The organism is Pseudofulvimonas gallinarii (assembly GCF_004343305.1).
GTDB lineage: Bacteria > Pseudomonadota > Gammaproteobacteria > Xanthomonadales > UBA2363 > Pseudofulvimonas > Pseudofulvimonas gallinarii.
On record NZ_SMAF01000007.1, the window covers coordinates 20426 to 34732 of the forward strand.

Genomic DNA, 14307 nt, shown 5'->3' on the forward strand with positions numbered 1-14307 from the left:
ACGGCCTCCGGCCAGCCAGGTACTGCAAGCGGGTGCGTTGATCATGTGTCTGGTATCAAGTCGGGACCGGGTTACTTCGGTGTCCTCTGGAGCAGTTCCTCCACGCGCACGCCAACCTCGGAGTGCCCTTCGAACACGCTACCGGTGTCGCCGCGCGACAGTCGGGCAAGGGCCAGTTGATAGGCTTCGTCCGGCAGCGGCACATAGCCGACTTCCCGGATCAGGTCCTGGGCATGGGTCAGATAGAACTCGACGAACTCGCGCAATTCCGGTCGCCGGTTCACCGCATCGGCATTGGCATAGATGAAGATGGGTCGTGACAGCGGGGTGTAGCTGCCGTCGGCCACCGACTGCAGCGACGGTGCAACGGCTGGGCCACTGCCATTGCGGATCGCAAGCGCGCGCAGTCGGTCGCGGTTTTCGCTGTAGTAGGCCAGTCCGAAGAAACCGAGCGCATTGGCGTCATTGGCGATGCCTGTGACGAGAACGTTGTCGTCCTCGGATGCGGTGAAATCACCGCGGCTCGACTTCGCCTTGCCGACGGTGGCTTCGGTGAAGTAGTCGAAGGTACCGGAATCGGCACCGGGGCCAAACAGCCTCAGCGGGTGACCGGGCCAGGATGGATTGACGTCGGACCACTTCGACACCGTGCCTTGCGCTTCCGGGCGCCACATGGTTGCCAGCTCCTCGATGCTGATTGAGTCGATCCACGTGTTCTGCGGATTGACCACCACGGTCAGGGCATCAAACGCCACCGGAAGCTCGATGTAACGTACCCCGGCCGCCGCGCAGGCCTGGATCTCCTGTTCGAGGATAGGCCTCGAGGCATTCGATATCTGCGTCTCGCCGCGGCAGAACTTCTTGAAGCCGCCGCCGGTGCCTGAGACGCCCACCGTGACCCGCACACGCCCTCCGCGCCGTGCCTGGAATTCCTCGGCGACCGCTTCGGTGACCGGATACACGGTGCTGGATCCATCGATCTGGACGAGCGGTGTGGGGACGGGGCGCGGTGGGCCGGGAGGCCCGCCGTCCACCTCGCTATCAGCGCAGGCGGCAATGCAAAGGACGACGAGAACTGGAAGCAGGCGAACGTCGTGGCGCATGGGAATTCCGGTTGGCTGGAGAGGTCGCTGGATCATTGCGGCGCACAAGATATGCTGCGTTTGTTGCGGCAACATGACAGCAGGACTCCTGTTCCGGCCAGGCGTCTTTTCAAGGGCGCGGCGGGCCGGCACCGACGCGAGGCGCCATGTCGGAGGCGATCCGGTCATATCACTGTCATGAAAGTGTTATGAACTTGACGCCCACCGATCCCCAGCACTGGCCCACCCATGACCCGTCGCGTCCTGATCATCGATGATGAGCCCGCCATTCGAGACATGGTCACGTTTGCCCTGCGCGCCGAATTCGAGACGGTTGCTGTCGGCGATGTGCGTGAAGCGCAGCTGGCGATTGCCGATCATGTGCCCGACCTGATCCTTCTGGACTGGATGCTTCCGGGGATCAGCGGAATCGAATTTGCCCGGCGCCTGCGGCGCGAAATGCTGACCCGTTACGTGCCGATCATCATGCTCACCGCACGCGGCGAGGAGAACGACCGGGTAGGCGGACTCGAAGCCGGTGTCGACGATTACGTGGTGAAGCCCTTCTCGGCGCGCGAGCTGCTGGCGCGGATGCGCGCCGTCCTTCGTCGTGCACGCGGCGAAGACGTGGATGGCACCGTCAGCGTCGGCGGGCTCCGGTTGGACACCGCCGCCCATCGCGTCCATGCCGGAGACGCCGCTGTTCCGATCGGGCCGACCGAGTACCGACTGCTGCTGTTCTTCATGACCCACCCGGACCGCGTGTTCTCGCGCCCGCAGCTTCTCGATCACGTCTGGGGCGGAAACGTCTACATCGAGGAACGCACCGTGGACGTGCATATCCGGCGCCTGCGCAAGTTGCTCGAGGAGCATGGACTTGATGGCATGGTGCAGACCGTGCGTGGCAGCGGTTACCGCTTTTCTGCAACGACGGGCTGATCGCGCACGCGTTGACCCAGCAGGGCTGCGGCGTGATATCCGTGAGCACCTATCATCCAGCCATGGCCTCGAACTTCCGTCATGCCTGGTTCCAGTCGATGCTGCGCCTGGGTGCGTGGCTGCTTGCCTGGCTGCTGCCGGGCCTGGTGTTGGGCGCGGTGTGGCCGGCACTCGCCGCTGGTCTCGGCCTGGCACTGGCGTGGCAATACTACAACTGGGCGAGGCTGCTTCGGCAACTGCGAAGCCGCAGGCACCTGCAGGAACCGGAACGCGGCGGCGTTCAGGGCGAGGTGGCGGCTCTGATTTACTCGCGTCAACGCTACCAGCGGCGGCGCTGGCATCGGCTGCATCAGGCATTGCGCGCCTTCCGCACCGCGGCGAATGCGCTGCCGGATGGCATCGTGGTGCTGGGCCCGGAACTCGGCATCCGCTGGTTCAATCCGGCCGCAGGCGAGCTCCTTGGACTTTCCGCCCGGGATCTGGGCATCCACCTGCCTGCCCTGCTTCGGGCGCCGCAGTTTGCCGAGTGGCTCGACCGTGGCGCGGCCGATCCGCTGTTCGATCTGGCCTCACCCGCGACGCCGGCCCGGCGTCTGTGGCTGCGCCTGATCGACTACGCCGGACGGCATCGCCTGCTGGTGGTTCGCGACGTCAGCAAGCTCATGCAGCTGGAGCAGGTGAGGCGCGACTTCGTCGCCAATGTCTCACACGAGTTGCGTACCCCGCTGACGGTCATCCATGGCTACCTTGAACTGATCGAGCCCGGCCCGGACACGGAATGGAGCGGGCCGATCGCGGAAATGCGCCGCCAGTCGCAGCGGATGACCCGTCTGGTCGAAGACCTGCTTACCCTGTCACGGCTTGAGGGGCAGGACCGGCTGCCGGACGAACCCGTGCCGATGGCGACGTTGCTGGCGACTCTGCTTCGCGAAGCGCAAACGCTCAGCGCGGGCCAGCACCTGATTGCCGTGGTGGACCCGGCGGGCTGCGACCTCCATGGCGCCGAGGCAGAGCTGCACAGCGCTTTCGCCAACCTGGTGGCGAACGCGGTCCGCTACACCCCGGCCGGCGGACAGATCACGATCCGTTTCCGGGACGATCCCGGCGGGGGTGTGCGCCTTGAGGTCGAGGACAGTGGCCCCGGCATTGCCGCCGAGCATATCGACCGCCTGACCGAGCGCTTCTATCGCGTGTCGACCAGCCGTTCACGCGCCACTGGCGGTACCGGGCTTGGTCTTGCCATCGTCAAGCACGTTTTGCTGCTGCATCAGGCCCGGCTTGACATCGACAGCGAGCCGGGACGTGGCAGCTGCTTCAGCTGCGTGTTTCCTGCGGAACGGCGGATAGAACGACAGTCCGATCCCTTCAATTGAGCGCGCGCGGAATCCCTCATCGGCGGCGCCTGGTCCTGCACGACCACGCCGGACACTTCTGTCCAGAACGGGCTGTCGGGGCCCTTCGCAAGCCGGACGCTTTCGCGGAAGCGGCGGGAGAGTCCGGATGCCTGTACTTTCCATCCGACAGCTCAGTCGCATCGACTTCCAGCTCGCCCGACCGCGGAATCGTCCGCCACGCCGTCATCTGGTAGTCAGGCATGCTGGGCATGATTCGGCCGACCGCCCTGCACCGGAGCCGCCATGTCCCGACCTGCCGTCCCCCTGCTCGCTTTCGGCCTGGCCAGCGCCTTCCCGTTCGACAGCCGCGCCGAAGTCCAGCTCGAAGCGGCCGCTCCCGCCACGATCGCGTTCGAAGGCCTGTTGCAGGCCGATTTCAACTGGTTCGACCGCGACGTTGTCCAGCTCAATGGCGACGACGATGACAGGGAGTTTCAGCTGCGGCGTGCCGAATTCGTGTTCAAGGGCAAAGCCGGCCACTTCGACTGGGTGCTCGGCTATGACGCGAAAGCCGGGAGGTTTCTCGACACCAGCTTGCGAGTGAAGCTCGGCCCTTCGTACCTGGTCGCCGGCCAGTTCAAGCAGCCCATTGGCCTGGAGGAGCTTTCCAGCACCCGGCAGAACGACTTCATCGCCAAGGCGCTGCCGACCAACCTGTTCGGGGTCGGGCGCCGTCTGGGCCTCGGCCACGGTCAGGATGCCCGCCGTTGGGGTTATTCGCTGGGCGTGTTCGGCCGCGAACTGGCCAATGGTCCGGGGCGTGGTGGCGGTTTCGCCGCTCGTGGATATGTTGCGCCCGTCGTCACCGACGCCAGCATTCTCCACATCGGGCTTGCCGTGATGGATGTCGATACCGACGCCGATTCGCTGCGCCTGCAGGCTCGACCCGGTGCGGATCTGGCTGCGGCTCGCCTGCTCGACACCGGTGCGCTTCGTGATGTCGACCGGCAACGAACGTATGGCACGGAAGTGCTGTGGCTGCGCGGGCCCGTCAAGATCCAGATGGAAGCCATGCAGACGCAGATCGATCGCTACGGCGCGGTGGAGGACCACGATGCCAGCAGTGGTTATTTTTCGGCCCTATGGAACGTGGGCGGCGCCACCTGGCGCTACAAAGGCGGGCTGCCCACCATGCCGTTGCCGCAGGAGGGTGGCGGGCTCCTGCAGTTGGGCCTCCGCATCGACCACGCCGATCTTGACGATGGCGAGCTCCGCGGTGGTCGTGCGACCCATTGGACGCTCGGCGCCAACTGGTACTGGCGCACGAATTTCAAGCTCTCGGCGAACTACGTCAAGGTCGAGAGCAGACGGCATGCGGCAGACGGTGTGTTGATACAGGATGACCCGTCAATCATCGAGTTGCGAGCGCAGTATCACTGGTAGTCCGCGAAGGCCCCGTGCGGCATCGGGCCCAAAGGAGCGTCGGCGCGAATGTCCGCCCGCCGCGGGCTTCCGATGCTGACCGCAGCCCCGGACCCGCTGTTCGGATTTGCGCACGTCGGGCACCTCAAGTCGCAAAAAGCAAAAGGCCCCGCTTTCGCGAGGCCTTCTGTTTAATGGCTGGGGGACTAGGATTCGAACCTAGATAAACGGAGTCAGAGTCCGTTGTCCTACCGTTAGACGATCCCCCAGCAGGGACCGGTATCGGGCGATCCATCGCCCTGGTATCGCCAGCCAGTGGCCGGCGATACCGCGAAGCACATCAGCGCTTCGAGAACTGGGTCGCGCGGCGGGCCTTGTGCAGACCGACCTTCTTGCGCTCGACCTCGCGGGCGTCGCGGGTCATGAAGCCGGCACGGCGCAGGTCACCCTTCAGGTCGGCATTGTACTCGACCAGCGCGCGGGCGATACCCAGGCGGATGGCGCCGGCCTGGCCGGTGATGCCGCCACCTTCGACGGTGACGTAGGCATCGAACTTGTCGCTGCTCTGGGTCAGCTCGAGCGGCTGGCGCACGATCATGCGCGCCGTCTCGCGGCCGAAGAAGGAGTCCAGCGGCTTGCTGTTGACCACGATGTTGCCGTTGCCCGGGCGCAGGAACACGCGAGCTGCGGAAGACTTGCGGCGGCCGGTGCCGTAATACTGGGTGTTAGCCATCGTCATTGATCCTTAGCCGATATCCAGCGGCGCGGGCTGCTGGGCGGCGTGCGGGTGCTCGGCACCCTTGTAAACCTTCAGCTTCTTGTACATGGCGCGGCCGAGGGGATTCTTCGGCAGCATGCCCTTCACGGCGATCTCGATCACGCGCTCGGGATGCTGGGCCAGCATGTCCTTCAGCGAGGTCGACTTCAGGTTACCGACGTAACCGGTGACGTGGTGGTACATCTTGTCGTCGAGCTTCTTGCCGGTGACGGCAATCTTCTCGGCGTTGACGACGACGATGTAATCGCCGGTGTCAACGTGCGGGGTGTAGACCGGCTTGTGCTTGCCGCGCAGGCGGCGCGCCAATTCGGTCGACAAACGGCCGAGGGTCTTGTCGGTGGCGTCGACCAGGAACCAGTCGCGCTTGACAGTCTCCGGCTTGGCGCTGGTGGTTTTCATGGCAGCTCCGAACGGGTGTCGCGAAGAAAGGGGCGGGATCATAGCCTGCGTTTTCGCCGATGGCAAGCCCGGCCGCCGGAGATTTTCCGGAAACCGCGTCGGCCATGGCGTTCCTGCCAGGCAATCCTGGCCACGGAAACAGGGCTTCCAGCGCCGCTGACGGCGTCGGCCTCGAAGAGGTCCAGCCAGGGAAGCGCGTATTGTGCCTGAATCCGGCGCGTTTTGCTGCAACCGCAGACAACGGCCGGCAATGGGGTCGGAATACAATGGCCGGGTCTACCGGAGACCCTTACGGAACCGCCATGTCCCAGCCCGCAACGCGTCCGCTTTCCCCTGTTGACCGCCTGGTCGCCGAGGCCGACCGCGCCCTGCGCACGCTGTTCGCGCGACCGGTGGCGCAGCGGCCGAATCCGGCGGGCGAGCTCGAACCGGCCCTGCTGGACGAACCCGGCCGCCGCGATGTCGCCGGCATGATGCGCGTGAACCATGTCGGCGAAGTCTGTGCCCAGGCGCTCTACGCCGGCCAGGCGATGGTCGCGCGCGACCCGCAGACCCGCGCCCACCTGTTGCAGGCCGCGGCCGAGGAAACCGACCATCTGGCATGGTGCGCCGACCGGCTGGACGAGCTGGGCGACCGGCCCAGCCTGCTGAACCCGCTGTGGTATGGCGGCGCCTTCGCCATCGGCGCCGTCGCCGGCCTGATCAGCGACCGCCTCAGCCTCGGCTTCGTCGTCGAGACCGAGCGACAGGTCGAATCGCACCTCGACGAGCACCTGCAGCGGCTGCCGGCGGACGACGGTCGCAGCCGGCGCATTCTCGAGCAGATGAAGGCCGACGAGGCCCGCCACGCCGACAATGCACTCGCCTCCGGGGCCGCCACCCTGCCGCGCCCGGTACCGTCGCTGATGCGGCTGGCGGCCGGCGTGATGAAGGCGGTCGCGACGCGGATCTGATCGCCACCCGTCGGCGGCGTGCCGGACAGAAGAATCGCGGTTGCCGGAAGCGGCGGTGCATCCGGCGCCGGCCCTGTTACCAACGCCGGCTTGCCGGATGCAGGCGATGACAAAGGCGGGTCCTTAACGGCATTGCCCATCGCGGCATCGCCCATCACGGCGCCCCCGGGGTGCCCGTGCGGTATGCCCACCGCGGCGCCGCCAGGCCGCGCGTGCGACCAAGCGCAGGCCGATCACATCCGGATCCCGCCTGCGCACACCGGACGTCATTGCACTTGCACGTATGCCGGAGACGCATGATGTCCGGTTTGCGCGGCGTTTTGCGTCTAAGCTGCCATCGGCAACCGCGCCCTCGCGCCACCGCCACCACTGTTATGCAAGGAGACCTGCAATGACGCTTCGTCCGTTGATCTTCGCCCTGGCCTGCGCGCTGCCGCTGGGTTCCGCCCTCGCCGACGCCCGCATCAATTACCGCAGCACCGAGGGCGGCGGCGCACAGATGGAAGGGCTGCTGATCGGCCACGGCAAGGTCCGCAGCGACAGCGGCGACACCAGCGTGATCTTCGAAGCCGACAGCGGTGCCATGGTTATCCTCGACCACGGCAAGCGCCAGTTCACGCGCATCGGCCGCGCCGAGATGGAACAGCTGGGCGAGACCCTGGGCGTGGCCATGCGCCAGATGGAACAGGCGATGGCAAACGTACCGCCGGAAATGCGCGAGCGGGTGCGCGGCATGATGGGCGGCGCGATCCCGGGCATGGGCGGCGAACCGATGGTCAAGGTCGAGGACACCGGCCGTCGCGACAGCGTCGCCGGACACAGCTGCACGATCTACCGCACCCGCATGTCCGGCCAGGTGATCAACGAGCAGTGCATGGGTGACACCAGCGTGCTGGACGGCCTGTCTCCCGCCGACCGCGCGACGCTGGATCGCGCCCTCGCCGCGACCTCGCGCATGATGGAAGAACTGTCGAATGGCCCGCTGGCGCAGTTCGCCGATCTGTCGCCGTTCAAGGCCGGCATGGTGCCGCTGCGCGTAACCGACCTGGAAGGCGGGCGCCGCAGTACCTCGGAATTCGCCGGCATCGAAAACGCCAACCTGGATGCCGGGCTGTTCGCCGTGCCCTCGGGCTACCGCGAACAGAAGCTGGAAATGCCGAAGCTTTGATGCGCATCCGGCGGGCCGCGTCCATCGCGCGGCCCGCCGCGTTCCAGCCTGTGACGGACAGGGCGAGGCCTTTAGCATGACACCGCAACTTCGTGCGCTGGCACTGGCACTGGCCACCATCGTCGGCGGATGCACCGCAGCGGATTCAGCGGGCGGCATCGCGGAGCCGATCGGGTCCGGAAACGCGCAAGCTGCGCAGATGTCCGCGGCGACGACTGCCGCCAACGCGGCCAATGGCATCGCGGCGGACCCGGAAGTGCTGGTACCCGGCCACTACGGCCCCGATCACGACAGTCGCTACTCGCGCCTGATCCGACAGGCGCGGATCGACCATGCCGGGCACCTGGTCGCACGCGGCGATGTCCGTTCGTTGCTCGGCGCGGCGCTGCTGACGAATCACATCGACGGCCATGACAATGGACCGTCTGCACGGGCGCTGGATTATCTGCGGCAGGCGCAGCAGCGCGACCCGGATCAGGTGCTGGTGTGGGTCGTCACGCGCGCGCTGTGCGGAACCAGCCACGCCGGAGCCTGCGATGCCGACATCGCCCACGCGCAGCTCACGCGCCTGGAACCCGGCAACGCCGCATTCTGGCTTGACCGCTTTGCGCAGGATCCCAGGCAATATCGCGATGCGCTGCTGGGTGCGTTCACCGCCGATCATTACGACGACTACCACATCGCCTTGTCGACGCTGGCATTGACGACGCATCAGGGTCTGCAATTCGACGAGGCGTCCCTGCCCGACCTGGTCGACAGCTACGCATTCATGCTGGGTGGCATTGAAGACCCGGCGCCCGACCCGTCCGACCTGCCGCGTGCGCTGCATGTCATGGAGGCCATGCTGTCGGTGACCGGGTTCGCTTACGCCTCGTATTCGCCACTGCTGGAGACCTGCGACGATCCCGACGCTGACGCGACGATCCGCGATGGCTGCATCCGCCTGTACCGTCAGCTGCTCGCGGACAGCACGCACCTGTACGGCCACTCGGTGGCCCATGCCGGGCTGAAGCGGCATGGCGGGGATTCGGAAACGGACAGACAGGCGTTGCGCCGTACTCAGTGGGCCAACGCGTTCATGGCCATGTACTCGGAAACGCAGCCGCAGACGGAACTGCTGCACTTCATGGAACGCTCGTTGACGATCGGCGAAGTGCCGGCAATCGTCGAACTCATGACCCGGCAGGGCGCGCCCCTGGACCCGCCGGACAACTGGGATTACGAAGCGTGGCTTGACTCCGCCACACATTCCCGATCCGCCACCGACACGTCGCCGGAATAACCCCGCCGGCCACCGGCTGCGCCGTTGCGCGCGTTGCGATTGCCGGATCAATGCGCTGGTGGCTTGCGTGTGCCCTGGGCATGCGGCAGGACCGGCGGCGGCGGGCGCAGCAGGCTCAGTGCCATGGCGCCACCGATCAGCAGCGCCACCACGCCCAGAGCGATGCCGATGGGAATCTTGTAGACCTCGAGCAGCAGCATCTTGCTGCCGATGAAGACGAGTACCAGCGCCAGCCCGTAGTTCAGCAGGTGGAAACGGTCGGCCATGCCGGCGAGCAGGAAATACAGCGCGCGCAGGCCGAGCACCGCGAAGACGTTGGAGGTCAGCACCACGAACGGATCCAGCGTGATGGCGAAGATCGCCGGAATGGAATCCACGGCGAAGATCAGGTCGGTGATGCCGACCAGCACGATCACCACGAACAGCGGCGTGTACAGCCACTTGCCATTTTCCAGCACGCGCAACGCACCGCCGTGGTAGTAGCCGGTGAGCGGCAGGCGCTCCTGCAGCCACACCATCAGGCGGCTCTTGCTGGGATCGGGTGAATGTTCCTCCTGCCTGAGCATGCGCAGCCCGGTGACCAGCAGGAACACGCCGAACACGTAGAGGATCCAGTGGAAGCGCGCGATCAGCGCCGCGCCGATGAAGATCATGATCGCGCGCAGCACGATCGCCATCAGCACGCCATACACGAGCACGCGCTGCTGCTGTTCGGCGGGCACACCAAAACGGTTGAACAGCATCAGGAACACGAAGATGTTGTCGACCGCCAGCGCCTTCTCGATCACGTAGCCGGTCAGGAATTCCAGCGCCACATCGGCAGCCTGCGCGGCATCGCCCTGCGAGTGCAGCCACCACCACAGGCCGAGGTTGAACAGCAGCGCCAGTGCCACCCACACCAGGCTCCACAGCGCGGCTTCCTTCATGCCGACGCGATGCGCGCCCTTGCGGTTCATGACGAACAGGTCGACCGCCAGCGCGACGACTAGGAAGACGACGAAGGCGATCCAGAGCAGGGGCGTAGCGACAGTGGACATGGGGTTCATCCGGTTCGGTGGCTGACGAATCCGCCGATGCGGAGAACCGGACCACGCAGGAATTGCGCGCACGGACCTTCGCCATCAAACGGCGAAGGTCTTGCTCGTGGATGTGAATCCACCCGGCGACCGGGGCCTGTGGGCCCGTAATGACGATCGACCGGCCAAGCGGGAGCTACTCCCCTTCTGGGCGCGGAGCATGGCAGAGTCCTGCCGCCATTCCAACCCGCGAATCTGAACGGCTACGGCTCGCACGACGTGAACGGACCGGCATGGACCCCGCGTGCCGTTGCGCGTCGCCACGGCTGACCTGGCCCGTGCACCCGGGCTTCCACGCCCGGCAGTTCGCGGCCGCACCACGGCCGGTTGCGCAGGCCGCAGGCACACCGGTTGCCGTGTGAGGACGGCCGCTGGAGCGGCCCGCAAGCCACGGCCCGCCCCTCGCGGAGCCACCACGGCGAACGGCAGCGAAGACGTCGGGCCGCCATCTGCCGCTAAGCTTCGGCCATCGAAGTTGACGGGAATCCCGACATGCGCCATTGCCTAGTACTGGTCGCCGCCGTCCTGCTGTCGCTGCCCGCGGCCGCCGCCGACCGCATTACCGGCCACATGTTCGCAACCCGCTCCGAGGTCATCGCGCCCACGGCCATGGCCGCGACCTCGCATCCGCTGGCAACACAGATCGCCCTCGACATCCTCAAGGCCGGCGGCAGTGCGGTCGATGCGGCGATCGCCGCCAACGCCGCCCTCGGACTGATGGAACCGACCGGCTCCGGCATCGGTGGCGACCTGTTCGCCATCGTCTGGGATCCGCAGACGCAACGCCTCCACGGCTACAACGGTTCCGGCCGCTCGCCACGCAGCCTGACGCGGGAGTGGTTCATCGAGAACGGACACGACGCCATTCCCTCGCATGGCCCGCTGCCGGTCACCGTGCCCGGCGCCGTGGATGGCTGGTTCGCGCTGCACGACCGCTTCGGCCGGCTGCCGATGCGGCAGGTGCTCGCACCGACGATCCGCTACGCACGCGAAGGCCATCCCGTGCATGAAACGATCGCGCATTACTGGGCACGCAGCGTGCCGCGGCTGTCGGCCTTCCCGGGCTTCAGCGCGCAGTTCACGATCGATGGCCGAGCGCCGCGCAAGGGCAAGCTGTGGCGCAACCCGAATCTCGCCAACACGCTGGAGACGATCGCGCGTCGTGGCCGCGATGCCTTCTACAAGGGCGAGATCGCACAGCGCATCGGCGCGTTCTTCGCCGCCCACGGTGGTTTCCTGTCCGCGGAAGACCTCGCCGCGCACGAGGGCGAATGGGTCGACCCGGTGTCCACCAACTACCGCGGTCATGACGTCTGGGAGCTGCCGCCGAACGGGCAGGGCATCGCCGCGCTGCAGATCCTCAACCTGCTGGAGCCCTACGACCTGCGCAGCTTCGGCTTTGGCAGCGTCGAGCACCTGCACCTGTTCACCGAAGCGAAGAAGCTCGCCTTCGAGGATCGCGCGCGCTGGTATGCCGATCCGGCCTTCCACCCGGCGCCGGTCGAGCGCCTGGTGTCCAAGGAATACGCCCGCGAACGCGGCGCGCTGATTTCCATGGACCGCGCCGCGCGCAGCGTCGAGGCCGGCAATCCGGCGCTGCAGCAGGGCGACACCATCTACCTGGCCACGGCCGACACCAGCGGCATGATGGTGTCGCTGATCCAGTCCAACTATCGCGGCATGGGATCGGGCATGGCGCCGGACGGTCTCGGCTTCATCCTCCAGGATCGCGGCGAGCAGTTCGTGCTGCGCGCCGACCACCCGAACACCTATGCGCCGGGCAAGCGACCGTTCCACACCATCATTCCCGGTTTCATCACCAGGGACGGCAAACCCTGGGTGAGCTTCGGCGTGATGGGCGGCGCCATGCAGCCGCAGGGCCATGCGCAGATCGTCATCAACCTCGTCGACTTCGACATGAACCTGCAGGAAGCCGGCGATGCGCCGCGCATCCATCATGACGGCAGCACCGAACCGGCCGGCCAGGCGCTGGCGATGAACGACGGCGGCGTGCTGGAGCTGGAGAGCGGCTTCCGCCCCGAGGTCATCCGCGAGCTGATGCGCAAGGGCCACGTGGTGCGCTCCGCCGACGGGCCTTTCGGTGGCTACCAGGCCATCGCCCGCGACCACGAAAACGGCGTGTGGATCGGCGCCAGCGAAAGCCGCAAGGACGGTCACGCCGCCGGCTGGTAGGCCGGGCGCTGCGACGTTATCGGGCGCGCCGCGCGACCGTCGCGGCGCGTGGGGGCGACATTGGCCGGATGGCGCCGGTGTCCGCGCGGTCCGACCTGTATACCTTGCGTGCGGGGTTTCCGGCCGACAGGCATTGCCGAGGGTCCGTCATGGACCGGTGGCGCGTTTGGCCGGGCGGATCGGCGCGACCTGCGGGTCGACAACGTTCAAACGCGCCGGCAGTCGCCGACGGCGGGTCGCTGTCAGCAGCGGCGATCATGCAGGCGAATCGAGCCGTCGAGGGTAGCGCGTGGCCGCGAAGTTACGACGCGCCCGCGCTGCGCGTGCGCCCTACCTGTTCGACGAGGCCGGCGCAGCCTGGCGGCCGGCCAGCACGGCCTGGCTTTTCAGTGCCAGCAGCGCCTGGTGCACGGCATAGTCCCGGGTCGTGGCGACGGCTGCCTCGTCGGCGGGGACGTCGCCATTGCCGGGCAGGTGGCCGGGCAGGTCGCGTTCGACCAGCATCGGCGCCAGCGTCGTTTCCTCGCTCAGGGCCAGGTCGGCGAGCACGATGTCCGGATGCACGCCGTCGGCCTGGATGGAACGGCCGTCGGCGGTGAAATAGCGCGCCGTGGTCAGGCGCACCGCATGTTCACCGTCGAGGGCGAAGACGTTCTGTACCGAACCCTTGCCGTAGCTGCGCCGTCCCAGCACCAGCGCGCGGTTGTGCGCCTGCAGCGCGGCGGCGATGATCTCGGCCGCCGATGCCGTGCCCTCATCGATCAGCACCGCCAGCGGCAACGCTTCGTAGGGCTGGCCCGGACGGGCGTCGTAGCTCAGCTTGGTTTCGGCGATGCGGCCATCGACGCTGACGATGCGACCCCCGGACAGGAACAGGTCGGAGACGGCCACGGCCGAATCGAGCGTGCCGCCCGGGTTGCCGCGCAGGTCGAGGACCAGGCCACGCAGCGGACCCTGGCGTCGCTCCATTTCGGACAGGCGGCGCCGCATCTCGCCGACGGTTTCCTGCTGGCACTGCGCGATGTGCAGGTAGCCGTAGCCCTGTTCCAGCCATTCGCTGCGCACGCTGCTCAGGCGGATGCGGGCACGCGTCAGCTCGACCATGCGTGGCGATTCGTCGCCGTCGCGGGTCACCGTCAGCTGCACGCGCGTGCCCGGCCGGCCGCGCAGCTTGCGCACCGACTGGTCGAGGTTGTTGCGATCGACAGCGGTGCCGTCGATATGGGTGATGTAGTCACCGGAGCGCAGGCCGGCAGCCGCAGCCGGTGAATCCGGCATGGCGCCCATCACCTGGATCACGCCTTCGCCGGACAGCACTTCCACGCCGAGTCCGTCGTAGGCACCCATGGTGTCGTCGGTCAGCACCTCCAGCGAATCGGCGTCGAGGTAGCCGGTGTGCGGATCGAGACCGGCCAGCATGCCGTGGATCGCCGACTCGATCAGTACCTCGTCGCTGACCGGCTCGACGTAGGCGGCCTTGACCAGCCGGTACACCTCGACGAAGCGCTGGATGGACTGCAGGCTGGGTCCGGCGACTTCCGGGTCCTGGAGCTCCGTTTCCACCGCGGCCACGGTGCAGGAAAAGGCGGTGGCGACGGCCATGGCCAGGGCGGTTCGCAGGATGGCTCGCATCGGTGTACCTCGGTTGTCACGTTCCAAGCGGCGCCAGTGTAGCGCCAGC

Annotated in this window: 12 protein-coding genes and 1 tRNA gene; 7 read left to right on the top strand and 6 right to left on the bottom strand. The window is 66.9% G+C overall.

What is annotated here, in order from left to right:
• Positions 1–71: 71 nt before the first annotated feature.
• A complete protein-coding gene (locus tag EDC25_RS06440; protein WP_123522499.1) occupies positions 72–1103 on the bottom strand; it encodes a PstS family phosphate ABC transporter substrate-binding protein in 1032 nt (343 codons plus the stop codon).
• A gap of 228 nt (positions 1104–1331) precedes the next feature.
• On the opposite strand from EDC25_RS06440, the gene phoB reads away from it, so the two are divergent.
• From phoB to EDC25_RS06455, 3 genes are all read left to right on the top strand, one after another.
• Positions 1332–2021: a phosphate regulon transcriptional regulator PhoB gene (gene phoB / locus EDC25_RS06445; protein WP_132577321.1), complete on the top strand. Its 690-nt coding sequence runs from the start codon at positions 1332–1334 to the stop codon at positions 2019–2021.
• A 41-nt stretch (positions 2022–2062) separates the two neighbouring features.
• A complete protein-coding gene (gene phoR / locus EDC25_RS06450) occupies positions 2063–3394 on the top strand; it encodes a phosphate regulon sensor histidine kinase PhoR (protein ID WP_425599498.1) in 1332 nt (443 codons plus the stop codon).
• 264 nt (positions 3395–3658) lie between these two features.
• A complete protein-coding gene (locus EDC25_RS06455) occupies positions 3659–4798 on the top strand; it encodes an OprO/OprP family phosphate-selective porin (protein ID WP_132577322.1) in 1140 nt (379 codons plus the stop codon).
• Positions 4799–4972: 174 nt separating this feature from the next.
• Here EDC25_RS06455 and EDC25_RS06460 read toward each other — a convergent pair.
• From EDC25_RS06460 to rplM, 3 genes are all read right to left on the bottom strand, one after another.
• Positions 4973–5046: transfer RNA gene (locus tag EDC25_RS06460), tRNA-Gln, on the bottom strand.
• A 71-nt stretch (positions 5047–5117) separates the two neighbouring features.
• Positions 5118–5510, bottom strand: coding sequence for a 30S ribosomal protein S9 (gene rpsI, locus EDC25_RS06465; protein ID WP_123522532.1), 393 nt, complete (start codon positions 5508–5510; stop codon positions 5118–5120).
• A gap of 12 nt (positions 5511–5522) precedes the next feature.
• Positions 5523–5954 carry a 50S ribosomal protein L13 gene (gene rplM, locus EDC25_RS06470; RefSeq protein ID WP_123522501.1) on the bottom strand — a complete coding sequence of 144 codons (432 nt, stop codon included), beginning with the start codon at positions 5952–5954 and terminating at the stop codon, positions 5523–5525.
• Positions 5955–6256: 302 nt separating this feature from the next.
• Here rplM and coq7 point away from each other — a divergent pair, with 302 nt between their 5' ends.
• The 3 genes from coq7 to EDC25_RS06485 all read left to right on the top strand — a co-directional run bounded on the left by coq7 (position 6257) and on the right by EDC25_RS06485 (position 9357).
• On the top strand, positions 6257–6907 hold the full coding sequence (coq7, locus tag EDC25_RS06475; RefSeq protein WP_123522502.1) for a 2-polyprenyl-3-methyl-6-methoxy-1,4-benzoquinone monooxygenase: 651 nt from the start codon (positions 6257–6259) through the stop codon (positions 6905–6907).
• A gap of 391 nt (positions 6908–7298) precedes the next feature.
• Entirely contained in the window at positions 7299–8075 is a 777-nt protein-coding gene (locus tag EDC25_RS06480; RefSeq protein ID WP_164484094.1) for a DUF4412 domain-containing protein, read from the top strand.
• A 76-nt stretch (positions 8076–8151) separates the two neighbouring features.
• A complete protein-coding gene (locus EDC25_RS06485) occupies positions 8152–9357 on the top strand; it encodes a hypothetical protein (RefSeq protein WP_132577323.1) in 1206 nt (401 codons plus the stop codon).
• A gap of 47 nt (positions 9358–9404) precedes the next feature.
• Here the strand turns inward: EDC25_RS06485 and EDC25_RS06490 are convergent, their stop codons facing one another.
• Positions 9405–10394: a TerC family protein gene (locus tag EDC25_RS06490; RefSeq protein ID WP_123522506.1), complete on the bottom strand. Its 990-nt coding sequence runs from the start codon at positions 10392–10394 to the stop codon at positions 9405–9407.
• Between the two features lie 531 nt (positions 10395–10925).
• On the opposite strand from EDC25_RS06490, the gene ggt reads away from it, so the two are divergent.
• The gene (ggt, locus tag EDC25_RS06495; protein WP_132577324.1) at positions 10926–12626 is read left to right on the top strand and encodes a gamma-glutamyltransferase; all 1701 of its coding nucleotides are present in this window, start codon (positions 10926–10928) and stop codon (positions 12624–12626) included.
• A 330-nt stretch (positions 12627–12956) separates the two neighbouring features.
• Here the strand turns inward: ggt and EDC25_RS06500 are convergent, their stop codons facing one another.
• Entirely contained in the window at positions 12957–14258 is a 1302-nt protein-coding gene (locus EDC25_RS06500; protein ID WP_123522507.1) for a S41 family peptidase, read from the bottom strand.
• Between the last annotated feature and the right edge of the window lie 49 nt (positions 14259–14307).

Excerpts from the sequence above, each read along its gene's own strand:
- EDC25_RS06455 (WP_132577322.1), top strand. The coding sequence starts at position 3,659 with ATGTCCCGACCTGCCGTCCCCCTGCTCGCTTTCGGCCTGGCCAGCGCC.
- EDC25_RS06480 (WP_164484094.1), top strand. The coding sequence starts at position 7,299 with ATGACGCTTCGTCCGTTGATCTTCGCCCTGGCCTGCGCGCTGCCGCTG.
- ggt (WP_132577324.1), top strand. The coding sequence starts at position 10,926 with ATGCGCCATTGCCTAGTACTGGTCGCCGCCGTCCTGCTGTCGCTGCCC.
- EDC25_RS06440 (WP_123522499.1), bottom strand. The coding sequence starts at position 1,103 with ATGCGCCACGACGTTCGCCTGCTTCCAGTTCTCGTCGTCCTTTGCATT.
- rplM (WP_123522501.1), bottom strand. The coding sequence starts at position 5,954 with ATGAAAACCACCAGCGCCAAGCCGGAGACTGTCAAGCGCGACTGGTTC.
- EDC25_RS06485 (WP_132577323.1), top strand. The coding sequence starts at position 8,152 with ATGACACCGCAACTTCGTGCGCTGGCACTGGCACTGGCCACCATCGTC.
- EDC25_RS06500 (WP_123522507.1), bottom strand. The coding sequence starts at position 14,258 with ATGCGAGCCATCCTGCGAACCGCCCTGGCCATGGCCGTCGCCACCGCC.
- rpsI (WP_123522532.1), bottom strand. The coding sequence starts at position 5,510 with ATGGCTAACACCCAGTATTACGGCACCGGCCGCCGCAAGTCTTCCGCA.
- phoB (WP_132577321.1), top strand. The coding sequence starts at position 1,332 with ATGACCCGTCGCGTCCTGATCATCGATGATGAGCCCGCCATTCGAGAC.
- EDC25_RS06490 (WP_123522506.1), bottom strand. The coding sequence starts at position 10,394 with ATGTCCACTGTCGCTACGCCCCTGCTCTGGATCGCCTTCGTCGTCTTC.
- coq7 (WP_123522502.1), top strand. The coding sequence starts at position 6,257 with ATGTCCCAGCCCGCAACGCGTCCGCTTTCCCCTGTTGACCGCCTGGTC.